This window comes from Pseudodesulfovibrio sp. S3, from assembly GCF_004025585.1.
Taxonomy (GTDB): Bacteria; Desulfobacterota; Desulfovibrionia; order Desulfovibrionales; family Desulfovibrionaceae; genus Pseudodesulfovibrio.
In genome coordinates this window covers 1-22203 of record NZ_QTZO01000024.1, presented here as the reverse complement: position 1 = coordinate 22203, position 22203 = coordinate 1, and the positions used below count along the sequence as shown (strand labels likewise).

The 22203-nt window shown below is 58.4% G+C and carries 20 protein-coding genes; 15 read left to right on the top strand and 5 right to left on the bottom strand.

All coding sequences use genetic code 11. The annotated features are described in order from the left end of the window. The first annotated feature begins 22 nt into the window (after window positions 1-22). The gene (locus tag DWB63_RS15890; protein WP_128329846.1) at window positions 23-2050 is read left to right on the top strand and encodes a methyl-accepting chemotaxis protein; all 2028 of its coding nucleotides are present in this window, start codon (window positions 23-25) and stop codon (window positions 2048-2050) included. 110 nt (window positions 2051-2160) lie between these two features. Here the strand turns inward: DWB63_RS15890 and DWB63_RS15885 are convergent, their stop codons facing one another. From DWB63_RS15885 to DWB63_RS15870, 4 genes are read right to left on the bottom strand one after another with little or no spacing between them, the layout of a single operon-like run. After that, window positions 2161-2814 carry an HAD family phosphatase gene (locus DWB63_RS15885; RefSeq protein WP_128329845.1) on the bottom strand — a complete coding sequence of 218 codons (654 nt, stop codon included), beginning with the start codon at window positions 2812-2814 and terminating at the stop codon, window positions 2161-2163. Then, complete coding sequence (locus DWB63_RS15880) at window positions 2814-3923, bottom strand: ABC transporter ATP-binding protein (RefSeq protein ID WP_128329844.1); 1110 nt, start codon at window positions 3921-3923, stop codon at window positions 2814-2816. The genes DWB63_RS15885 and DWB63_RS15880 overlap by 1 nt, the downstream gene beginning before the upstream one ends. 1 nt (window position 3924) lies before the next feature. Then, on the bottom strand, window positions 3925-6039 hold the full coding sequence (locus tag DWB63_RS15875; RefSeq protein ID WP_128329843.1) for an iron ABC transporter permease: 2115 nt from the start codon (window positions 6037-6039) through the stop codon (window positions 3925-3927). A gap of 23 nt (window positions 6040-6062) precedes the next feature. Further along, complete coding sequence (locus DWB63_RS15870; RefSeq protein WP_128329842.1) at window positions 6063-7085, bottom strand: ABC transporter substrate-binding protein; 1023 nt, start codon at window positions 7083-7085, stop codon at window positions 6063-6065. Window positions 7086-7370: 285 nt separating this feature from the next. Here DWB63_RS15870 and DWB63_RS15865 point away from each other — a divergent pair, with 285 nt between their 5' ends. The 12 genes from DWB63_RS15865 (at window position 7371) to DWB63_RS15810 (ending at window position 20431) form a co-directional block, all read left to right on the top strand. Continuing rightward, a complete protein-coding gene (locus DWB63_RS15865; protein WP_128329841.1) occupies window positions 7371-8513 on the top strand; it encodes an iron-containing alcohol dehydrogenase in 1143 nt (380 codons plus the stop codon). Beyond that, entirely contained in the window at window positions 8507-9715 is a 1209-nt protein-coding gene (locus DWB63_RS15860; protein ID WP_128329840.1) for an ATP-binding protein, read from the top strand. Before DWB63_RS15865 ends, DWB63_RS15860 begins: the two co-directional genes overlap by 7 nt. Continuing rightward, entirely contained in the window at window positions 9708-11051 is a 1344-nt protein-coding gene (locus DWB63_RS15855; protein ID WP_128329839.1) for a sigma-54 dependent transcriptional regulator, read from the top strand. The genes DWB63_RS15860 and DWB63_RS15855 overlap by 8 nt, the downstream gene beginning before the upstream one ends. A gap of 361 nt (window positions 11052-11412) precedes the next feature. Continuing rightward, the gene (locus tag DWB63_RS15850; protein ID WP_128329838.1) at window positions 11413-12594 is read left to right on the top strand and encodes an iron-containing alcohol dehydrogenase; all 1182 of its coding nucleotides are present in this window, start codon (window positions 11413-11415) and stop codon (window positions 12592-12594) included. Between the two features lie 117 nt (window positions 12595-12711). Continuing rightward, on the top strand, window positions 12712-13266 hold the full coding sequence (locus DWB63_RS15845; RefSeq protein ID WP_128329837.1) for a 4Fe-4S dicluster domain-containing protein: 555 nt from the start codon (window positions 12712-12714) through the stop codon (window positions 13264-13266). Further along, window positions 13266-14168: a CoB--CoM heterodisulfide reductase iron-sulfur subunit B family protein gene (locus tag DWB63_RS15840; protein ID WP_128329836.1), complete on the top strand. Its 903-nt coding sequence runs from the start codon at window positions 13266-13268 to the stop codon at window positions 14166-14168. Before DWB63_RS15845 ends, DWB63_RS15840 begins: the two co-directional genes overlap by 1 nt. After that, window positions 14168-16123, top strand: coding sequence for a CoB--CoM heterodisulfide reductase iron-sulfur subunit A family protein (locus DWB63_RS15835; protein WP_128329835.1), 1956 nt, complete (start codon window positions 14168-14170; stop codon window positions 16121-16123). The genes DWB63_RS15840 and DWB63_RS15835 overlap by 1 nt, the downstream gene beginning before the upstream one ends. Next, entirely contained in the window at window positions 16114-16572 is a 459-nt protein-coding gene (locus DWB63_RS15830; RefSeq protein ID WP_128329834.1) for a hydrogenase iron-sulfur subunit, read from the top strand. The genes DWB63_RS15835 and DWB63_RS15830 overlap by 10 nt, the downstream gene beginning before the upstream one ends. 29 nt (window positions 16573-16601) lie before the next feature. Continuing rightward, window positions 16602-17564, top strand: coding sequence for a 4Fe-4S dicluster domain-containing protein (locus DWB63_RS15825; RefSeq protein ID WP_128329833.1), 963 nt, complete (start codon window positions 16602-16604; stop codon window positions 17562-17564). After that, entirely contained in the window at window positions 17564-18634 is a 1071-nt protein-coding gene (locus DWB63_RS15820; protein WP_128329832.1) for a 4Fe-4S dicluster domain-containing protein, read from the top strand. The genes DWB63_RS15825 and DWB63_RS15820 overlap by 1 nt, the downstream gene beginning before the upstream one ends. Next, entirely contained in the window at window positions 18627-19469 is an 843-nt protein-coding gene (locus DWB63_RS15815; RefSeq protein ID WP_128329831.1) for an FAD/NAD(P)-binding protein, read from the top strand. Before DWB63_RS15820 ends, DWB63_RS15815 begins: the two co-directional genes overlap by 8 nt. Before the next feature lie 140 nt (window positions 19470-19609). Beyond that, window positions 19610-20431 (top strand): hypothetical protein, encoded by an 822-nt coding sequence (locus DWB63_RS15810; RefSeq protein ID WP_128329830.1) that lies wholly within the window; start codon window positions 19610-19612, stop codon window positions 20429-20431. A 5-nt stretch (window positions 20432-20436) separates the two neighbouring features. Here DWB63_RS15810 and DWB63_RS15805 read toward each other — a convergent pair whose 3' ends face one another. Next, window positions 20437-20631, bottom strand: coding sequence for a hypothetical protein (locus DWB63_RS15805; protein WP_128329829.1), 195 nt, complete (start codon window positions 20629-20631; stop codon window positions 20437-20439). Between the two features lie 307 nt (window positions 20632-20938). Between DWB63_RS15805 and DWB63_RS15800 the strand changes: the two genes are divergently transcribed. Both DWB63_RS15800 and DWB63_RS15795 read left to right on the top strand, forming a co-directional pair. Then, window positions 20939-21955: a molybdopterin-binding protein gene (locus DWB63_RS15800; protein ID WP_128329828.1), complete on the top strand. Its 1017-nt coding sequence runs from the start codon at window positions 20939-20941 to the stop codon at window positions 21953-21955. A 73-nt stretch (window positions 21956-22028) separates the two neighbouring features. Next, window positions 22029-22203, top strand: a 175-nt coding sequence (locus DWB63_RS15795; RefSeq protein WP_128328366.1) for a 2Fe-2S iron-sulfur cluster-binding protein, incomplete at its 3' end; no start/stop codon positions are given.

Genomic DNA, 22203 nt, shown 5'->3' with positions numbered 1-22203 from the left:
CGCAATTATGGGGGGGGGAATTATGGGATGGAAGGACTGTAAACTCTATTTGAAATTTGCCATGGGTTTCGGCTCGATACTATTGCTTTTGGTGGGCCTTGCCCTGTGGGCCATCATCGGCATTGAGGGCATTGTCTCCAATGCCGATGAAGTCATTGCCGGCAACAAGTTGCGCGGCAACTTCACCCAGAAAGTGGTGGACCACCTCAAATGGGCTGAGAAGGTCAATGAGCTGCTGACCAATTCCCAGGTGCATGAGTTGCATGTTGAGACTGATCCGCACAAGTGCGCCTTTGGCAAGTGGTATTACAGCGATGCCAGGACCAGTGCCGAGAAGTTGGTGCCATCCATAAAACCCATGATGGCCGAGATCGAGGCGTACCATAACGCCCTGCATCATTCTGCCATTGAGATCGTCGAGAAGTATGCCCCGGCCGATGTGGCGCTCGGCTCCTTTTTACGCGACAAGAAACTCGACCACCTCAAGTGGTTGGGTGTCATCAAGGATAAGCTCCTCGATCCCTATGCTGCGACCACGGGGGTGGAGTCCGATGCTCACAAATGCCAGTTGGGCCTCTGGCTCTATTCCGAGGATACAAAGAGGCAAATGGAGGCCGATCCGGAATTTGCTGCCTTGCTCCAGAAGCTGTACGAGCCGCATGAGTCTTTGCATGAATCCGTCACGGAGATAGACCGACTGCTTCAGGCCGGCAACCGTGATGAAGCCAGGGAATGGTTCAAGGACGTTACCACTGATTTGGCCGGAGAAACCCTGATTGCCATCGACAGTGTCCTGGCGCTCAACGACGCACGCCTGGAGGGTTTTGACCAGGCCAGGGATATCTATGCTCATAAAACCGTGCCTGCCCTTGAACGGGTTCAGGGTTTTCTCAACAAAAGCAATGAGCTTATTTCCAGCAATATCATGACCGACCAGGCGATGCTTGCGGCGGCGGACCAAACCGGAGCCGGTGTGATGATTTTTAGCGGAGTGGCGATCCTCGTCGGAATTATCCTGGCCTGGATCATTGCCCGTGGCATCATAGGTCCGCTCCACAAGGGGATGGATTTCGCTCAGACCGTTTCCACCGGGGATCTCACGGCCTCCGTCGATCTGGATCAGAATGACGAAGTGGGCCAGCTTGCCGCCTCGCTGAGCACCATGGCTGACAGGCTCAACGGCGTAGTTGCCGATGTCAATTCCGCCACGGACAGTGTGTCGGCGGGCAGCGAGGAATTGTCGGCATCGGCCCAGTCGTTGTCCCAGTCAGTGGTGGAGCAGGCAGCCGCCCTTGAACAGATTTCCGCTTCCATCGAGGAACTGAGTGCCGGGGTTCGCAGCAATGCCCATAGTGCCAAGGAGACCGAATCCATAGCGACCAAGGCGGCTGAAGGGGCCAAGAACAGCGGTTCGGCGATGGACGAGGCCATGGACGCCCTCAAGTCCATTGCGGAACGCATCACCGTCATTCAGGAAATTGCCCGCCAGACCAACCTGTTGGCCCTGAATGCGGCCATTGAAGCGGCCCGGGCAGGAGAACATGGCAAGGGGTTTGCCGTGGTCGCCTCCGAGGTCCGCCAACTGGCGGAGCGCAGCGGCAAGGCCGCCGAGGAGATAGGCGGCCTTTCCGAGTCATCCATGGGTGTGGCCGACAGGGCCGGCACCATGCTGGCGGAACTGGTCCCCCAGATCGGTCGTACAGCGGAGCTGGTGCAGGAGATCGCTTCCAGTTCCGTGGAGCAGGATAAGAGCGTCAATGAGATCAGCGCTGCCATGACACAACTGGACTCCGTGGTGCAGGGCAATGCTTCGGCTTCCGAAGAGATGGCCGCCACCTCTGAAGAGTTGTCCTCTCAGGCCCAGATGTTGGCCCAGGCAATGACCTTCTTCAAGGTGGGCTCCAACGGTAGCGGATCGTCAAAGCGCCGGACCGCTGTTGTGGCCAGCCGCCCCGCCATGCGTTCCCTTCCTGCTGCTCCGCAGCGTGTGCACAAGACTCCGGCAGCAGGCCTTGAAATGAACATGGACGACGAACTCGAAAGCTTTTAGCCGGTAGGACAATAAAGGCAGAGGCCGCGTTCCCTTTTCGGGGGGGACGTGGCCTTTTTGAGTTTGTTGTCTGACCGTTGGCGGTCGGGTGCGCGTGGCCTGAGGGCGCCTCAAAGGCGGCGTATGAATTCCAGGGTCAGCCCGGCAAGGGAAGGAAGACGGACGTCAGCCCCGGCGAGATCCTGGTCCGGTGAATTCGGATTCTCGAAACCGACGGCTTTCATTCCCGCCCGTCTGGCGGCAAGTACGCCGTTGGTGGAGTCTTCGATGACCACGCAGTGCTTCGGGTCGACTCCCAACCTGGATGCGGCCAGGAGGAATATATCCGGCGCGGGTTTGGCCGCAGTGACGTTGTCGCCGCCCACAAAGGTGGTGAAGGTCTGGTCCAGCCCCACGGCCTTCAGGGTTGCGGTGATGACGTCCGTGGTATTGGACGAAGCCAGGGCAAAAGGAACACCTTGCGCGTCGAGTTCTTTCAGCAGTTCCGGAATTCCCGGAATGGGCCGGAGCCCCTTGGCGTTGCCGAGGAACGTCTTGTAATGTTCCATCTTCGCGTCCGAGAGTTCCTGCGGGGTCCCGCTCAAGGAATAGCGCTCCTTCATGATTCGCCACTGGCTCACGCTGGAAGTCCCAATGAGCTTCGGGTATTCTTCGGGAGGGAATGTGAATCCGAGTTCCAGGGCGAATTCTATGAAGATTTTTTCATGAATGGGTTCGGAGTCGAAGATGACCCCGTCCATGTCGAAGAGTATGGCGATGTTCATTATGGCAGCAATTCCGTGGTCCCTTCGGGTTTCCCGTTCTCGGGTATGATGATGACTTCATCGGGCCGCACGCGGACATGGACCAGTTCGTTGGTTTGGAAAACGCCTGCGTAGGCGGGTGCCCGTGTGAACAGGGTGCCGCACGGGGTGTCGATGGTATATTCGATGACCGGTCCCATGTAGGCGCTCTGCTTTATCACGCCGGACAGGGCGCCTGGGGCGGCTTCGGATCGGGGGACAACCTCGATGACTTCGGGTCTTAGGGAGAGATCGACAGGCCCGTCAGGGTGGTCGGTCTTTTCGTTGCAGGGCAGTTCTATGGTGGCGTCTCCGAAGGTGATGACCTTGCAGTCGCCCTTGTTCGTCAGGGTGCCCTTCACCACGTTGGACTCGCCGATGAAGTTGGCTACGAAGGCGGTTTTCGGATTGTGGTAGAGGGCCCGGGGTTCGCCCTGTTGTTCTATCTTGCCGTTGCGCATGATGATGATCTCGTCGGAGACGGCCAGGGCTTCCGCCTGATCGTGGGTGACGTAAATGGAGGTGATGCCGGATGCCTGCTGCAACCGGCGGATGTCGTCTCTCATGCTGCGCCGCAGCTTGGAGTCGATGTTGCTCAGGGGCTCGTCGAAGAGCAACACCTTGGGGCGCAGGATCATGGCTCTTGCTACAGCCACGCGCTGTTGCTGACCGCCCGACAATTCGTTGGGGTACCGGCTCTGGTATCCGTCCATGTCCACCATCTGGAGCACTTCCCGAACCCTTTCCCGGATTTCGTCGGCCGGTCTTTTGAGGATGCCGAGGCCGTAGCCCACGTTCTGTTCCACGGTCATGTGCGGGAACAGGGCATAGGATTGGAAGACCATGCCAACGTCCCGGCGGGTGGCCGAGAGATCGGTCACGTTCTCGTCACCGAACCAGATTTCGCCGGAGGTGGCCGGCTCCAGACCGGAAACCAGGCGCAACAGAGTGGTTTTGCCGCAGCCTGAGGGGCCGAGCAGGGTGGTCAGGGTACCGGGCGCGAACTCGATGTCGATGTCGTCCACTGCCCGGACTTTGCCGAAGTGCTTGGACACGTGCTTCAGCAGGAGTTTTATGGATGTGTCTTTCATTTCAGCCTCGTGTTGTTTCTACCTGTCGATCAGTCTTGGAGCGGCCGGTAAAGGCCTGCACGAGCAGGGTGAATATGAGCATGGTCAGGATGAGGACGGAGCCGTATGCGACAGCCACGCCGGTTTCCCCGCTCTCCACCCTGGAGAGGATGTAGGTCGTGGCCACGTCGGTCCCGGCCGTGGCCAGGAAGATCACGGCTGATACCGTGGTCATGGCCCGGATGAAGCTGTAGGCCATGGACGAGACTATGGTCGATTTGAGCAGGGGCAGCAACACGGACCGGATGGTCTTGAAGGTGCCTGCCCGTTGCAGGAGCGACGCCTCCTCCAGGTTGGTGGATATCTGGCTCAACGCGGACATGCCGCCCCGGATGCCCACGGGCATGGCCCGGATGGCCATGGTGATGATCAGGATGGCCGCTGTGCCTGTCAGCTCCAGCGGAGGGGTGTTGAAGGCGAGGATGTAGGCCACGCCGATGACCGTGCCGGGAATGGCGAAGATCAGCACCGTGCCGAAATCGATGACGCCGCGTCCGAGGAAGTTCCGCCTGATCAGGATGTAGGCGATGAGTATGCCTGCCAGGGTGGTCAGGGGAGCCGCCACCATGGAGAACGAGATGGAGTGGAAGAAGGAGGGCCAGGCGCCTGAAGATAACCCGTTGAGCCACAACTCGGTGTGGTGCTTGAGGGTCAGGGTGTAGTCGGCCCCCCATTGCTTCACGAATCCGCCGAGGAATATGGAACAATACAGGACGCCCACCAAGCCGAGCCAGATGGAGATGAACCAGGTCATCGCCTTTTGCACACCGGTCGGCAGTGGGGTCACGTTGCCCGAGGTTTCCACGCCCGTGACCGTGACATAGGATTTTTTGCCCACCCATTTCTTCTGGATGAGGAAGACCGACAGCGACAGGAGCAGCAGTATGAGCCCCAGCGCGGCCGCCTTGGTGAAATCGAGCTGCGCCCCGGCGATGGAGAAGTATATCTCCGTGGACAGGACGTCATATTCGCCGCCCAGCACCAGCGGGTTGCCGAAGTCGGCCGCCGACGAGATCATGCCGAGCAGGAAGGCGTTGGCAATGGCCGGACGGAGCAGGGGGAGGGTGACGTTCCACAGCGTTTTCCAGCGGCTGGCCCGCATGGTCAGGGAGGCTTCTTCCATGGCCGGGTTGATGGAGGACAGCATCCCCGAGATGACCATATAGCTCACCGGAGTCAGGGAGAGTACCTGCGCCAGGAAGATGCCGGTGAAGCCATAGATGTACCCGGACCGCTCGAAGAGTCCGGCTGCCCCTTCCGGCGTGAAAATACCGTGGGAGCCGAAAAGCATCATCAGGCCGTCGTTGACCATTCCGGCGCGGCCGAAGAGCAGGATCAGGGACATGCCGACCACGAAGGGCGGCGTGATGATAGGCAGGATGTAGAAGACGCGGATCAGGTAGCGCAGTCGTGTGGTGGCGCGTACGGCATACAGGGCGAAGATCAGGCCGCATATGGTGGTTGCCGCGCCCACGGTAAAGGCCAGCCTGAGGGTGTTCCAGACGACCCTGCCGATGCCGAACGAGGTGACGATCCTGAAAAATTGGAGTGGCGCGATTCCGCCGGACTCGTCGAAGATCAATCGGTTGAAGATCTCCCAGACCGGGAAAAAGATGAAGGCCGCCACCATGAAGACCACGAAGATCACGGCCCCGGCAATGAAGGTGTCGCCGCGCTGGAATCCCAGCTCGGAAACGCCGATCGCGCCCAGGGCCGCCAGGCACATGATGACCACGCCTGCGCCCAGTCCCAGTGCGGTGCTGGTGGAGATGAACGCGTACAGGATGCCGAGGATGCCCACGGACGCGGCCAGGGTGAAGAACCATCCGCGTGCCTTGCCCGGAAGGCGGATGAAGGCAAAGGGCAGGATCAGGCCCAAATATACGGGGACGGCAAGGGAGATGTCGCTGTACTTCCACCCCAGGGCGTCGATAAGCTCATCCAGAGTGGAGTCCGTGAGCCCGTAATCCAGGGCGACCCAGGGCAACAGCCAGTATGCCAGGAAGGCAAAGGCCACCCAGGAGAGGATGACCCAAGGGCCAACCTCTCCCGGAGCGGTTTGTTTGTTGAGTGCCATGTGTTGGATACTTTATGCCGGGACTAGCGTTCCAGCGGCTTGATTTCCATGACCCAGCGGTCGATCAGGTGGGCGCGCATTTCTTCGGAGCCGTACTTGACGAAATCGTAGTCGATGAGCTTGACTTCATCCAGGCGGATGGCTTCGGGCGGCACATTGGCGTTTATGTTGGTGGGAACCTGGAACATCTTTACGCGCTGGGGCACTTCCTGGCCTTCGGCACTGAGCATGAAGTCCACGAATTTCTTGGCGTTCTCAAGGTTGCGGCAGCCCTTGATGATGGACAGGCCGCCGATCTCGTAGCCGGTGCCTTCGGCTGGCACGACCAGTTCCAGGGGAAAGCCTTCAGCCTTCTGGAGGGCGTGGTCATGCAGGAAGCCGATGCCGATCATGGTTTCGCCGCGGGCCGCGGCCTTGCCCGGAGCGGAGCCGGACTTGGTGTACTGGTTGACGTTCTGGTGCAGCTTGGTCAGGTATTCGAAGGCAGCGTCTTCACCCTTGAGCTGGACCATGGTGGCCAGGACGGTGTAGGCGGTGCCGGAGCTTTGCGGGCTGGCCATCTGGATCGTGCCCTTGTACTCGGGCTTGGTCAGGTCTTCCCAGGAGCGGGGCATGGGCAGTCCTTTTTCCTTGAGCACGTCGGTGTTCACGGAATAGCCGAGCACCCCGGCATAGACGCCGGTGGAATGGTACATCTTGCTGGTGGCCGGATTCTGGAATTCGGGGCCGATTTCAGCCAGCATGGGGGATTCGTAGGATTCCAGCAGCCCGTTGACACCGGCCTGGGAATGGGGATCAAGGGTGCCGGCATACCAGACATCGCCCTTGGGGCTGTCCTTCTCGGCCAGGATCTTGGCATAGGTGGAGCCGGACCCGGCACGGGTCATCTGCACCTTGACGTCGAATTTTTTGGCGAATTCATCAGCCACGGCCTGACAGGCGAAAGGCTCGTTGGAACAATAGATGACCAGGCGTCCTCCGGCAAAACTGGTGGCAGTCATGCCCATCACGAAAACGATCATGAGTAACATTGTAAACCGCTTCATGCTTGTCTCCTCAAAAGTTAATAAATGCAGTTGTTTTTTCTGTAAAATGATTCTGGATCGTGTCGTGGAAACAAAACACGACTGTCACATAAGTGTAACAAATGGAGTGAATTGCGGCAACCAGTTTTGTAGAAAGTATCGGGACACTTGAGGTGGATGCCTGGAGTGGCGGCAGACGTCAGGTCGGATTGTCGATTCCGTATTGGCCCTCGGGCAAAGGGCTTGCGTAAGTGCTACAAACTTGCGTACCCTTATGGTCGTTTCAGCTTATTCTGTGGAGGTTGGATGCCCATAACCAAGTTCGCCATACCTGAAGTTATCTTCGGCGAAGGCAGTATCAAATATCTCGCCCCCTGTGCTCGCCGCTTGGGGGCAAAGCGCATTTTACTGGTCAGCGACCCCGGTGTTGAAGAGGCGGGTTGGGTCGAGGTGGTCATGGATATGCTCAAGCGGGACGCCCTCGAGTGCGTCTACTTCAGCGAAGTGAGTTCAAACCCCCGCGACTGGCAGGTTCACAAGGGTGCAGAATTGTACGGCGAGACCGGCGCGGATGTCATTGTCGGACTTGGCGGGGGAAGCCCGATCGACGCGGCCAAGGGAATTTCCACCATCGTCGGCAACGGTGGGAGGATCAGCGACTATGAAGGCGCCAACAAGATCATGCGGCCCCTTCCTCCAATGATATTTATCCCTTCCACTGCAGGAAGCGGGTCGGATGTTTCCCAGTTCTGCATCATCACCGACATGGAACGGCAGGTGAAGATATCCATCATCAGCCGCTCGCTGGTGCCCAACCTGTCCATCATCGATCCCAATCTGTTGGCGACCAAAAGCCGTGAACTGATCGTTGCCTCGGCCATCGACGCCCTGGCCCATGCCGTGGAATCCTATGTCTCCCGACTGGCGTCCCCATTTTCCGAACCTCAGTCCATGCAGGCCATCCGGCTGTTCATGGACAACATCCATGAAGCCGTGAATTCCCGTTCTCCCGAGGCCCTGAAGAATCTGAGCATTGCCAGCACTGCGGCGGGCATGGCCTTCAGCAACGCGGGCCTGGGCATCGCCCATTCCCTGGCCCATTCCATCGGTGGACGGTTCGACGTGCTGCACGGCCTGGTACACCCTGTCCTGCTCCCCACGGTTATGCGTTTCAATCTCCCCTCAAAGCTTGAAAAGTTGGCCCGTGTCGGTTTTGAACTGACCGGCGTTCGGTACAAGTCCGACGAGATGCAGGCCCTGAAGGGGATAGAACATCTGGAGAAACTGTTCGAGGATTTGGAGGCGACCCGACGCCTGCGTGACCTTCTTCCCGATAACGGTGAGCTTGAGCGGCTCTGTCGCAAGGCCCTGCCGGACGCCTGCACACTGACCAATCCCCGAGAAGCGGATTGTGGTGACCTTATGAAAATATGCGAGGCGGCATGGTGAACAAATCGAGTACGGCCCTTGAGAATCTCATGGGCATTGAGCACAGCAAGCTCAATTTCTTTCAGGAATTGCGTCATAGTATCGAAGAACTGACAGTCAGCAACCAGGAGTCCGAGGGCCAGCGGCGCGAGATTGCGGCCATCCTCGACGGCATCACCGATGTCATGATGGTTCTTTCCGAGGACCTGCGGATACTGTCTGTGAATCATGTCTTTCTGGAGCTCTTCCCAGACATCGACCCCATCGGCCGCTATTGCTATGAAATTTTCAGGAATACCAATTTCCCGTGCAGCGAGTGTCCTGCCTTTCGCTCCTTGAGTCTTGATATTGTATGCAGGGAAACGGCTATCTTCCGCATAGACGGCCGCAACATGCAGTTCCAGATGGTTGCCTCGCCCCTGAAGAATCCGTACCTGCCCGAGCACCGGGTGTTGATTTTCAAGCGGGACGTGACCATGGAAAAGGAGTACCAGGCCAAATTCTATCAGGCCGAAAAAATGGCGACCATGGGAATGCTGGCGGCGGGCGTGGCCCACGAGGTCAACAACCCGCTGACCGCTGTGGCCGGATTTGCCGAAGGCATCAAGCGCCGTTTGCCCAGGCTTGAGGGCAAGGTGGGTGACGAACTTTTCGAGGATTTCAAGGAATACACGGATACGATCCTCAAGGAATGCGACCGCTGTCAGACCATCGTTCAGACCCTGTTGACCTTCAGCCGCCCGGTTGTTTCGGACTTCATGCCGGTCAGCCTCAACCGTGTGGTGAACGATACCATCCGCATCTTGCAACACCATTTCAAGAAACATCCGCGTCTGCGGGTATCCGTTTCCCTGGCCGAAGTGTTGCCCATGATCTACGGCGACGAGGCTCAGTTGAAGCAGGTGGCCCTGAATCTCCTGACCAATGCCGTGGACGCCATTGGTGAGAAGGGGGAACTGTGCGTGGCGACCACGCTCTTCGAGGGCGGGGTGCGAATGGTGGTCAGCGATACCGGATGCGGCATTCCCGAGAAGAATCTGGACAAACTTTTTGACCCGTTCTTTACGACCAAGCCGGTAGGCAAGGGCATTGGTATCGGGTTGGCGACCTGCTATCACATAGTCCGGGATCACGGCGGGGAAATCACGGTTAACAGCGACCTGGGGGTGGGGACGTGCTTCGCTGTCACTCTTCCCCTGAGGCAGAGGGATCATAATGAGTAATTCGTATAGGGTGCTGGTGATCGATGACGAGGAGTCCATCCTCAAATTGCTTCACCGCGAATTGTCCACCCCGGACCGCATCGTGGATACGGCCCCCACCGCAGCCGCAGGGAGGGAAATGCTCAAAAAGGCCCGGTACGATGTGGTGGTTTCCGACATCCGCCTGCCCGACGGCGACGGCCTGGACATGCTGGTGCAGTTCAAGGAAATGTATCCCGACATCGAGGTGGTGCTGATTACCGGCCACGGCAACATCGACAATGCGGTCGAGGCCATGCGCATCGGGGCGTATGACTATGTGACCAAGCCTTTTCATCTCGACAGGGTCGAACTGGTTATCGAACGGGCCTATCAGCGGGTATGCCTTGAGCGGGAGAACCGAAGCTTCAGGCATTCCAAGGAAACCGTGCCGTCCTCGAAATTGATCGGCAACTCCGAATCCATCAAGCAGATCAGGTATCTCATGGGACGCGTGGCCCCCACCGATGTGGCCGTGTTGATCACCGGCGAGAGCGGCGTGGGAAAGGATGTGGTGGCCTGCGGCATCCAGGCCCAAAGCGCCCGTGCGGAGAAACCGTTCATCATCAAGAACTGTGCGACGCTCCAGAAGGAGCTCATGCGCAGTGAGCTATTCGGGCACACGCGCGGTTCGTTTACCGGAGCCACGGACAGCCGGGAAGGGCTGATGACTTTTGCCGACACCGGGACGCTGTTTCTGGATGAGATAGGAGAGCTGCCCCTTGAGGTGCAGGGGGCGCTGTTGCGCGTGCTGGAGGCCAAGACCTATCGGCGGATGGGGGAAGAGAATGCGCGGCAGGTGGATATCCGCTTCCTGTTCGCCACCAGCCGGAACCTGGCTGAAGAGGTCGAGGCCGGACGGTTCAACGAGGCCCTGTATCATCGGATCAATGTTTTCAACATACCCGTGGCCCCGCTTTGTCAGCGCAAGGAAGACATCCCCCTGTTGATCGAGCATTTTCTCGGGCGCATGAGTCTGACCATGCGCAAACAGCGCCAGACCATCACCGACAAGGCCGTCCAGTGCCTGATGCACTACGATTGGCCTGGCAATATCCGCGAACTGCGCAATGTGCTGGAGCGAAGCATCATTCTGTCTGAGAGCGGGGTGATTACCAATCAGGCTTTGCCCCGCGAGTTGGTGGAGCATGCTGAAAGTCAGGGTGCGGAACACGTTTTTTCCCTTGAGCAGTCGGAGCGCCAGAATATCCAGAGGGCCTTGCAGTTTTTTGATGGCAACCGGCAACAGGCGGCCAAGGCCTTGGGCATCGGTCGAAAAACCCTGTATCGGAAAATCGAGAAATTCGGATTGGCCTAGGGGCTCAATTTAGAAAAATTCGTTTATGGCCGTCCGTAACAAACCGTTTTAAAAGCGGTTTTTTGTTTTTTGTAGGACGTTGGAAATATTGACCCAACAGGCACGACAAAGTGTATCAAAATGATACAGCTCTTAACATGCTAAATTAATTCTACTTAATCCAAACGTGGTGGAAGTGGCGGTCTCTTGTGACCCCGGGTCGTTTCTGTTGGACTCAGTGCGGAAATCGAGAAATATCGATAACCATCTTGAATCTTACACTAAAAAATGTTGGCCCGATCCTTGCTCAAGGTATGCGACGTCACGACATGGCAAGCACTTGTCCCTAGATCAGTCACCTTAAACGTAAGGATGGAACATTATGGCAGTACGTGAACAAGTTAATGGCTTTTTTATTCCCAGCGTGACCCTTATCGGAATTGGGGCCCACAAGGAAATTCCGGCCAAGATCAAGGCTCTCGGCAGCAAGAAACCCTTGCTCGTTACCGACAAGGGCATCACTGCCTGCGGTATCACCCAGCAGATCGTCGACCTGCTCAAGAGCAGCAAGATGGATTGCGTCGTCTACGATGAGACGATTCCCAATCCCACTGACAAGAACGTCGCGGCCGGTGTGAAAGTCTACAAGGACAACAAATGTGACTCCCTGATCACCCTTGGTGGCGGCAGCTCCCATGACTGCGGAAAAGGCATCGGCCTGGTCGTGGCCAACGGCGGCAAGATTCATGATTTCGAAGGCGTCGACAAATCCACCAAGCCCATGCCCCCTTACATCGCAGTGAACACCACCGCTGGCACGGCTTCCGAAATGACCCGCTTCTGCATCATCACCGACACCTCCCGCAAGGTCAAAATGGCCATCGTCGATTGGCGCGTGACCCCGACCATCGCCCTGGACGACCCCCTGTTGATGATGGGTATGCCGCCGTCCCTGACCGCAGCTACCGGCATGGACGCCCTGACCCACGCCGTCGAGGCTTATGTTTCTACCATCAATACCCCCATGACCGACGCCTGCGCAGAAAAAGCCATCCGGCTCATTTTCAAGTTCCTGCGCCGCGCTGTTGCCAACGGACAGGACATCGATGCCCGCGAAGGCATGTGTTTCGCACAGTACCTGGCCGGTATGGCCTTCAACAATGCCAGCCTTGGTCACGTTCACGCCATGGCGCACCAGTTGGGTGGTTTCTATGACCTTCCCCATGGCGAATGCAACGCGATCCTGCTGCCCCACGTTGAAAAGTTCAACCTCATCGCCTGCGTCGAGCGTTTCGCCGACATGGCAGTGATGATGGATCAAGACATCTCCGGCATGAGCAAGCGCGACGCCGCTGAGAAGTGCCTGGACGCCATCAAGCAGCTCTCGTCCGATGTTGGCATCCCGAGCGGCCTTGTCGAACTCGGCAAGCGCTACGGCAAGGAAGTCAAGGTCGAAGATATCGCCGTGATGACCGAAAACGCCCAGAAGGATGCATGCGGCCTGACCAATCCGCGTTGTCCTCGGGACGCTGATGTCATGGCTATCTACGAAGCCGCTATGTAGGACCTCCTCCTAAACCGGGGGGCGGGGTCATGGTCCCGCCCCCCTGCGAGGAGGTTTAGCTTGTTGGCAACGGATTTTTCCGTTACTCGGCGGCAAACAAAAGGGAGAATCTTGTCCATGTCATCTTCGACCAACTTGAATGTCTACGACGCCGACTTTGTCGACGAAGTTCAACGTGAAAGCGAGCAGAACCTCGCATTGTGCTACCAGTGCGGAAACTGTACCGCCGGTTGCCCGGTTTCGTTCGCCTACGATTATCCGGTCAACCAGATCATGCGCCTGGTCCAGGCCGGAAGAAAAAAAGAGGCCCTGTCGTCGCACGCCATCTGGCTGTGCGCTTCCTGCGAAACCTGCACCACGCGTTGCCCCAACGACATTGATGTTGCGCGCGTCATGGATGTGCTTCGTCACATGGCCCGTCGTGAAAATCTGGTATGCGAACCAGCCGTCAGTGCCTTTTGGGACGCTTTTCTGGGGTCTGTGGAAAAACACGGCCGCATTTTCGAGCTGGGCCTGATGGCCTCTTACGTCAGTAAAACAGGCCGCGTGCTGACCGACGTGGACCTGGCTCCAATGGCCCTGCGTAAGGGCAAACTGGGCTTCAAGGCCCACACTCTCAAAGGAATTTCAGAAATCCGCGGTATTTTTGACCGCTACCGGGAGCATAATTGATGAGTCCATGCTACGCCTACTATCCCGGATGTTCCGGACTCGGCACATCGCTTGAATACGACACCTCAACCCGGGCCATGTGCGAACGCCTGGGTATCGAGTTGGTGGAAATCCCCGACTGGAACTGTTGCGGGTCCACTCCGGCCCACGCTGTGGACCATTTGCTGTCCGCCAGCCTGGTGGGCAGGAATCTGGCCATTGCGGACAATATGGCCGAGGAACGGGAGCTCGCCGGGATAATCACCCCGTGTCCCAGTTGTTTGAAGAATCTCAAGACCACCCAGCACCGGTTGTCCAACCCCGAATTCCGCAGCGAAGTGGAGCGGGTCGTGGGGCGGACCGTCCGCGCCGACCTGCCCATCAAATCCGTTTTGCAGGTCGTGGTCGAGGACATGGGCATGGACGTGCTCGCCAACCTTGCCAGCGCACCGCTCAAGGGGTTGCGTGTGGTGCCGTATTACGGCTGCATCATGGTCCGCCCGCCGCAGATCATGCAGTTCGACGACCCCGATAATCCCATGGCCCTGGACAACCTGCTGACGGCCCTCGGTGCCGAGGTTCTGCCCTTTGCCCTGAAGACCGACTGTTGCGGAGCATCCCTGGCCACCACGCGCCAGGACGTCGTGACCAGGCTTTCCGGCCGCATTCTCGACGCTGCTGCGGCAGCGGGTGCCGACGCCGTGGTTGCCGCGTGTCCCATGTGTCAGATGAATCTGGACATGCGCCAGGCGCAGATCAACCGGGCCAACCACAGCAGTCACAACATTCCGGTGTTCTACTATTCACAGCTTGCCGGTTTGGCCGCCGGACAGGGAGAAGTCAGCACCATGATGGACAAGCTCTGCGTCAGTCCGCGTGCCCTGCTCGCATCGCTGGCCGCAAGGGCCGGGGAGGGAGCGTAATGAATATAGGAGTTTTCGTCTGCCACTGCGGCAGCAATATTGCCGGGAACGTCGATACCGAGGCTGTTGCCAAGGCCGCTCTCGGTTTTCCCGAGGTGGTCTTTGCCACGGATACCATGTACGCCTGCTCCGAACCGGGACAGGCGGGCATCATCGAGGCTGTGGAGAAGTATAATCTCGACGGCGTTGTCGTGGCCTCCTGTACGCCGCGCATGCACGAGGCCACCTTTCGGCGCACCCTGGAGCGTGCCGGGCTGAACAAGTACATGTTCGAGATGGCCAATATCCGCGAGCATGTCTCCTGGATCGGCAAGGACATGGAGGCCAACACCAACAAGGCCGTGGATCTGGTTCACATCGCGGTCGAAAAACTGCGCCGTGACGAGTCGCTTGTTGCCGGTGAATTCGAGATCAACAAGCGGGTCATGGTCATCGGCGGCGGTGTTGCCGGCATCCAGGCCGCACTCGACTGCGCCGACGGCGGTCTTGAAGTGATCCTTGTGGAGCGTGAGCCGTCCATCGGCGGCAAGATGTCCAAGCTCGACAAGACCTTTCCCACCGTGGACTGTTCAAGCTGCATCCTTGGACCGCGTATGGTCGATATCGCGCAGCACCCGAACATCACCCTGTACACCCTGTCCGAAATCGAGTCGGTGGAAGGATTCGTGGGCAATTTCAATGTCACGGTACGCCGCAAGGCAGCCTATGTGGATTGGGATGCCTGCACCGGTTGCGGTGAATGCACGACCAAGTGTCCGAGCAAGAAGACGCCGGACAGGTTCAACGAATTCATCGGCAAGACCACGGCCATCAACATTCCCTTTCCCCAGGCCATTCCCAAGAAGGCCAGCATCAACGCCTCGGCCTGCATCAAGCTGACCAAGGGCAAATGTGGTGCCTGCGAGACGATCTGTCCCACCGGGGCCATCCGGTTCGACCAACAGGATGAGCTGATCACCGAGCCGGTGGGCGCTATCATCGCGGCCACAGGCTATGACCTCTTCGATTTCACCAAATACGGCGAATACGGCGGCGGGCGCTACCCGGACGTGATCACGTCCATGCAGTACGAGCGTCTGCTGTCGGCCTCCGGTCCCACCGAAGGGCACATCAAGCGGCCTTCTGACGGTGCCGAACCCAAGGATATCGTGTTTATCCAGTGCGTGGGTTCGCGTGACAAGTCCATCGGCCGACCCTACTGCTCCGGATTCTGCTGCATGTATACGGCCAAGCAGACCATTTTGACCAAGGACCACATGCCGGATTCCCAATCCTATGTCTTTTACATGGACATCCGGGCGCCGGGAAAGAATTACGACGAGTTCACGCGCCGGGCCATGGAAGAGTACGGAGCCCGTTACATCCGAGGCCGTGTTTCGGCCATCCAGCCCAAGAACGGCCGGTATCTGGTCAAGGGTGCGGACACGCTCATGGGCGACCAGGTGGAGATCGAGGCCGACCTCATTGTCCTGGCCGTTGGAGCGGAAGCGTCCAAGGGCGCAGCCGAGTTGGCCGAGAAGTTGCGCATTTCCTATGATCCCTATGGATTCTTCATGGAGGGGCACCCCAAGCTGAAGCCGGTGGAAACCAACACCGCAGGCATCTATCTTGCGGGTTCGTGCCAGGGGCCCAAGGACATCCCGTCTTCGGTGGCCCAGGGCGATGCCGCGGCGGCCAAGGTGCTCGCCCTCTTCTCAAAGGACAAGTTGGCGAGTGACCCGCAGGTCTCGGCCGTGAAGCTGATGCGCTGCATCGGCTGCGGCAAGTGCGAATCGGTCTGTCCCTTCGGGGCCATCGAGATGATCGAGTTCCGGGGTATGCCCAAGGCCTCGGTCATCGAAACCGTCTGCCAGGGGTGCGGAGTCTGTACCGCCGCCTGTCCGCAGGGCGCCGTCCAGCTTCGCCACTTCACCGACAACCAGATTCTCGCCGAGGTAAATGCATTATGTCTGTAATAGAAGGAAAGGAACTCCGTATCATCGGGTTTCTCTGTAACTGGTGCTCCTATGCCGGGGCGGACACCGCCGGGGTGGGCCGTTTTGCCCAGCCCACGGACCTGCGGATCATCAAATTGCCCTGTACAGGGCGGATCAATCCGCTGTTCGTCGTCCGCGCATTCATGAACGGGGCCGACGGCGTACTCGTCTCCGGCTGCCACCCGCGCGACTGTCACTACTCCGAGGGCAACTTCTACGCCCGGCGGCGGCTTGAGGTGCTCAAGGCACTGCTCCCGGTCCTGGGCATTGATCCGGGCCGCTTCGAGTATACCTGGGTCTCGGCTTCCGAAGGACAGCGTTGGCGCACGGTGGTCACCAGTTTTACCGAGCAGATACATGCCCTTGGCCCCATGCCCACCTTTGCTGCCGGAACCTGTCTGGATGCCTGTCTGCATCAGGCCTTCTAATCTATTCGCGCCCTCAAAAGGAGACCCGCATGGCATCACCCATTGAAGAATTGAAAACCGCGATCCGGCAGGCACTGCCAGACCTTGACATGGTCATTGCCTGGACTGCCGGACCCGATTCCCTGAGCCATACGCCGCTGTTCATCACTGATGCGGCGGATATAGAACGCATTGAATGGGATTCCCGCTGTTCCCAGAACCTGGCAGGCTACCTGACCAGCCTGCGCGGCAAGAAGGTCGGCATCGTCGCCAAGGGATGCGACGCCCGGACCATCGTTGAACTGTTGCAGGAAAAACTCATTGATCGAGAGGATGTGACCATTTTCGGCCTGCATTGCCAAGGCGCAGTGGATGCCAGGAAAGTTCGCACGGAACTTAAAGTCGGTCGGGGAGTGCAGGGCGTGACCATTGACGGCGGCGCAGCCAGCTTTGCCGTCAACGGCGAAACCCAGACGGCACGATTGGGCCAGGTGCTGCAGGAAAAATGCTTCCGCTGTACCGGCGCCGACGCCGAGGTTTGCGATCATTTCATCGGTGAGCACGGCCAACCTCCACAGGTGGACGATGCCCCTGTCAGTACGCTGGACATGCTGGAGGCCATGGGCATGGAGGACCGGCTGCATTTCTGGGAAGATCAGATGACCAAGTGCATCCGTTGTTACGCCTGCCGGAGCGCCTGTCCCTTGTGTGTCTGTCAGGATCATTGTGCGGCTCAGAGCCGTGATCCGCACTGGGTTGACCAGACGGATCACCCCCGCGAAAAACTCATGTTTCAGGCCCTGCACGCCCTGCATACCGCCGGACGGTGCACGGAGTGCGGCGAATGTGAGCGGGCTTGCCCCATGGACCTGCCCATCATGACCCTGAAACAGGCGCTCAACCGCCAGATCAAGGATATCTTCGACTATCAGGCCGGGACGGACCCGGACAAGACGCCGCCGCTGTTTCAGTTCCGGGAAGAGGAAGAACACATCAAGGAGAGGAAGTGGTAATGCTCGCTGCACGATACATCACAACGGACAAGCTTGTGCCGTGGCTTCTGTCGCTTTCCGAGAGCCGACTGGTGCTGGCCCCCATACGCAAAGGCGGGCAGACGGTTTTTCAACCCCTTGAAGCTGACAGCGAGTTGGATCTGGACGGACTGGCCACTTCATCGCCCAAGGCGGCTTTGCTGCCACGTTGCGAAACACTGCTTGAGTTTCATTATTCCAAGGGCGAGGAAGCGCCGTCGCGCACCAGCGTCGAGGTCCGGGAGACCCTGCACGACCAACCGACGTTTCTCTTCGGTGCGCGTCCCTGCGACGTCCGCGGCTTCACCGTGTTCGACCGGGTATACGACGCAGGCTCCAAGCGCGATATCTACTATTGCACCCGTCGGGACAACACCCTGGTGGCCTCGCTGGCCTGTACCGATCCCGCCGAGACCTGTTTTTGCCATCGCGTGGGCGGCGGCCCCGGCGACAGTACCGGTGCAGACCTCCTGTTCACCTTCATCGGCGATGGATATGTGGTGGAGGCCGTGACCGATCGGGGCAATGATTTCCTGCTGAGCCAGACCCTTCATGACGCTGGCGATCGGGTCGAAACGGCCCTCAAGACCCGTGAGGCGGTGAAGGCGGCCATGCCCGAAGGCGAGCCGTTGCTGGGTGCGCCGGAGCAGGTCAACAAGCTTTTCGACGACCAACCCTTCTGGGAAGATGTCTCGGCCAAGTGCCTGAGCTGCGGGGCGTGCAGTTACCTGTGCCCCACCTGCTACTGTTTCAACATGACCGACGAAATGCACGGAAATGACGGTGTCCGTGTTCGCACCTGGGATAACTGCATGTCGTTCCAGTTCACCCTTGAGGGCAGCGGGCACAATCCGCGGGCGGCCAAGGCCCAGCGCATGCGCAATCGGATCGGCCACAAGTTCAACTATTATCCGGCGCTGCATGACGGGAACCTGGCTTGCGTCGGCTGTGGTCGTTGTATCTCGCACTGTCCCGTGTCCATGGATGTCCGAGAGATCGTTTCCAAGGCCCAAACACGGGCCATGGCCGAAGAGGAGCAAATCAATGACTGATAATCCGCCCACCAATCTCTACCTGCCGGATATGGCCACCATCCAGGAGGTGGTGCAGGAGACGTCCAACATCAAGACGTTTCGTGTCACCCTCAACAATCCCGACAGGATGCGTGACTTTTCTTTTGAACCCGGGCAGGTGGGACAGCTCTCCGTCTTTGGTGTCGGCGAGTCGACTTTTGTCATCAATTCCTCGCCCACACGCATGGATTACCTGCAATTCAGCGTGATGCGCGTGGGCGAGTTGACCGAGAGGCTGCACAAGCTGCGTGCGGGCGACCAGATAGGTGTGCGCGCTCCTCTTGGCAACTGCTTCCCCTACGAGGAGATGAAAGGCAAGGACATCGTCTTTGTGGGCGGCGGCATCGGCATGGCTCCGCTGCGGACCTTGTTGGTATATATGCTCGATAATCGGGCGGACTATGGCAACATTTCGCTGCTCTACGGTGCGCGCAGTCCCGCTGACATGGCCTTCAGCTACGAACTGCCCGAATGGTTGGGACGCGAGGACATGGTCACGGAGTTGACCGTGGACAACGGCACCCCGGACTGGAAGCACAAGGTCGGCCTCATCCCCAACGTGCTCAAGGAAATGGCTCCCTCTGCGGACAATGCGTTTGCCGTGACCTGCGGGCCGCCGATCATGATCAAGTTTACCATCGAGGCCTTGCATTCGCTCGGATTCAAGGACGAGCAGATCATCACCACCCTGGAAAAAAGGATGAAATGCGGTGTGGGCATCTGCGGTCGTTGCAACATCGGAACCCACTATGTCTGCAAGGACGGTCCGGTGTTCACCAATGCACAACTCCGGGAATTGCCCAATGAATTATAGTTCTCACCTCCCTTCAGCCTCCGTGACCCAGAAAGGGCCTATGCCTTTCTGGGTCACGAACGCGGCTGGGCGGGGTGAAGCCCGGTAACGAATGGTCCCGACCGTGTCCGGTCGAGGATGTGGCCCAGGAGGAAAATGTAATGTTCGACGACGACATACTGGACGGTGGTTGGATGGGACGCGGCGGGGTGGCCGGTTCCGGCACCGGCTCGGTGATTCAGGCCCTGACGCAGCAGGAACATGCCTTTCTGAGTCTGCCTCCTGAGTTGTTCTTTGCCTCTGAACTGTTTCAGGGGCGGTATGTCCGTCGCAGGGAGACTGTCCGCAATTATCCCATACAGTCCACCTGTGCCGACCGGTCACTGCTCTACACAGGGGTGCGGCTGGACCAATTCGACCAGGATGTCTTTCTGGCGTGCGCCCGTCGATTTCCCCGGCAGGATTCTTCGGCCCCTCATGCGCAGAAATTGGACATCAGGAGCCTGACGCGGGAAGTGCTCAGGAGCGGGGGACGTGTCGATCGAAAGCGGGTCGTCGAATCGCTGCGCAGGCTGGAGTCCGGACGCATCAAGATACGCGATGGCCGTTTCACCTGCTATCTTCAACCGATCCAGAAGGCCCTGTTCGACGATGAAGCCGGCCTTTGCCTGATCGAGTTGAATCCCGAGATGCTTCGATCGTTGCAGAAACTGGTAAACCATCAGGCGTTCATCAGGGAGCGCTTCCAGTTGACCAAGGTTTCCATCGACCGCTGGTTGCACGGGGTCATGCATTCCAGTTCCCGTATCTGTATCCCCTTCGGCGGGTTGCCTGCGCTTTCGGGCAACGCCAACGCGCTTCCTGTCCAAGTGGGAAAGTCTCTGGATCGGCTGCGTGCCTCGGTGCGGCTTGATCGACTGAGCGTGGGGGAAGGAGGGCTTGAGATCAGCAGGAGTTCTCGTGCGTCCGGCGGGATGCGCTGATGAAGCTAGTTGATGGCACCGTTTTTGAGGTGGTACAGGAGTCGGTCTTCTTGTGGGGCGTGATCGTAGTCGGCCCATTTGTAGCCGGTCTGGCACATGAGCCACTGGATGACTTCGGTCTGGCTTCCGGGGGTTCCGGGATACTCGACAATTTTTGAGATGGTTTCGCCAAGAACAGTGATTTCTACGGCTATTTTCATGACGGCTCCCGTGTGCTTGCCCCGGCCATAAAAATCCCGGTCAGGGCCGTGAAAATGATCAGGCGTATACAATAGAATTAAGACCGTGCGTACAGAGGTCAAGGTGTTTCTCGGAAGAGAATGGACCGATTCGGCGCGACGGTAGGTTTTTAAAGGCTGTAATGGAGTGTCAGAGCAGGAAGAAAATGTCGTCCTGATGATCAGTCGCAACTATCGCTATGTCTTTATTGACATAATGCTATTCGGACGCGCAGTATTCAGTCGGAGTTTTTCCTGAGGTCAAATATCCACATGGAGTTGTTGCATAATGAAAATAGTTCCCGTTGAAGAAGCTGTCGGCATGGTCCTGTGCCATGACATGACACGAATCGTCCCCGATGAATACAAGGGGCCCGCCTTCCGCAAGGGGCATGTGGTCACTGAAGTCGATATTCCGAACCTGTTGAGCATTGGCAAGGAGCATATCTATGTCCTTGACCTGCAACCGGGCAAGATCCACGAGGATGAAGCCGCCATGCGTATTGCCAAGGCAGCCGCAGGCCCCGGCCTGACCCTGACCACCGTGTGTGAAGGCAGGGTCAACATGACGGCGGCACCGGGACTGCTCGAGGTCAACGTGGAGGCCCTGTACGAGATCAATTCCATTGAAGAAGTCGTGCTGGCGACCATGCACAACGGCATCACCTTCACCCAGTCGCGGGACGTGGCCGGGACGCGCGTGGTGCCCCTGATAGTCGACGAGGAAAAGGTCGAGCGGGTGGAAGCCATTTGCGCTGCAAATTATCCGGTGATCCAGGTGCGCCCCCTGCAACACAAGCAAGTGGGCATCGTGACCACCGGCAGCGAGATTTATCACGGTCGTATCGAGGACAAATTCGGTCCGGTGCTCAAGAAGAAGTTCGGGCAATTGGGGTCGGACATTGTTGGTCAGGCCTTTGTGAGCGATGAGGTCGACATGACCCGTGACGCCATCTTGAAATTCATCGTCGATGGGGCCGACATGGTCATGGTCACCGGGGGCATGTCCGTTGATCCTGACGACCAGACTCCAGCCAGCATCCGGGCCACCGGAGCCGACGTGGTGACCTATGGTTCGCCCACCTTTCCGGGGGCCATGTTCCTGCTGGCCTATCTTGACGACGTGCCCATTCTCGGGCTGCCCGGCTGCGTCATGTACTACCGGGCGAGCATATTCGACCTGGTGGTGCCCCGTCTTCTGGCCGGGGAAAGGGTGACCCGTGCTGACATAATTTCGATGGGACATGGCGGATTCTGTGCGACCTGCGAGGTCTGCCGCTATCCCATCTGTCCCTTTGGGAAATAACTGACTGGATACGTGCAATGTTATTCAATTCGCAACAGCGAGACAGTGAGATACTTTAAGGAGGTATACTGTCATGTTCAAACGGACTCTTCAAGTCAACGGGGTCACCAGGCAAGTCATATGTGAGCCTGAGGAATCCCTGGCCAATGTGCTGCGTGCCAATCTCGGTCTGACCAGCGTCAAGGTCGGTTGCGACACCGGCATGTGCGGCAGCTGCACCGTCATCAAGGACGGCAAGCTGGCCCGCT

Coding starts and splice junctions, on each gene's coding strand:
- DWB63_RS15875 (WP_128329843.1), bottom strand. CDS start 6,039: ATGGCACTCAACAAACAAACCGCTCCGGGAGAGGTTGGCCCTTGGGTC.
- DWB63_RS15890 (WP_128329846.1), top strand. CDS start 23: ATGGGATGGAAGGACTGTAAACTCTATTTGAAATTTGCCATGGGTTTC.
- DWB63_RS15815 (WP_128329831.1), top strand. CDS start 18,627: ATGACTGATAATCCGCCCACCAATCTCTACCTGCCGGATATGGCCACC.
- DWB63_RS15860 (WP_128329840.1), top strand. CDS start 8,507: ATGGTGAACAAATCGAGTACGGCCCTTGAGAATCTCATGGGCATTGAG.
- DWB63_RS15820 (WP_128329832.1), top strand. CDS start 17,564: ATGCTCGCTGCACGATACATCACAACGGACAAGCTTGTGCCGTGGCTT.
- DWB63_RS15885 (WP_128329845.1), bottom strand. CDS start 2,814: ATGAACATCGCCATACTCTTCGACATGGACGGGGTCATCTTCGACTCC.
- DWB63_RS15850 (WP_128329838.1), top strand. CDS start 11,413: ATGGCAGTACGTGAACAAGTTAATGGCTTTTTTATTCCCAGCGTGACC.
- DWB63_RS15840 (WP_128329836.1), top strand. CDS start 13,266: ATGAGTCCATGCTACGCCTACTATCCCGGATGTTCCGGACTCGGCACA.
- DWB63_RS15845 (WP_128329837.1), top strand. CDS start 12,712: ATGTCATCTTCGACCAACTTGAATGTCTACGACGCCGACTTTGTCGAC.
- DWB63_RS15830 (WP_128329834.1), top strand. CDS start 16,114: ATGTCTGTAATAGAAGGAAAGGAACTCCGTATCATCGGGTTTCTCTGT.
- DWB63_RS15855 (WP_128329839.1), top strand. CDS start 9,708: ATGAGTAATTCGTATAGGGTGCTGGTGATCGATGACGAGGAGTCCATC.
- DWB63_RS15810 (WP_128329830.1), top strand. CDS start 19,610: ATGTTCGACGACGACATACTGGACGGTGGTTGGATGGGACGCGGCGGG.
- DWB63_RS15805 (WP_128329829.1), bottom strand. CDS start 20,631: ATGAAAATAGCCGTAGAAATCACTGTTCTTGGCGAAACCATCTCAAAA.
- DWB63_RS15825 (WP_128329833.1), top strand. CDS start 16,602: ATGGCATCACCCATTGAAGAATTGAAAACCGCGATCCGGCAGGCACTG.
- DWB63_RS15870 (WP_128329842.1), bottom strand. CDS start 7,085: ATGAAGCGGTTTACAATGTTACTCATGATCGTTTTCGTGATGGGCATG.
- DWB63_RS15865 (WP_128329841.1), top strand. CDS start 7,371: ATGCCCATAACCAAGTTCGCCATACCTGAAGTTATCTTCGGCGAAGGC.
- DWB63_RS15800 (WP_128329828.1), top strand. CDS start 20,939: ATGAAAATAGTTCCCGTTGAAGAAGCTGTCGGCATGGTCCTGTGCCAT.
- DWB63_RS15835 (WP_128329835.1), top strand. CDS start 14,168: ATGAATATAGGAGTTTTCGTCTGCCACTGCGGCAGCAATATTGCCGGG.
- DWB63_RS15880 (WP_128329844.1), bottom strand. CDS start 3,923: ATGAAAGACACATCCATAAAACTCCTGCTGAAGCACGTGTCCAAGCAC.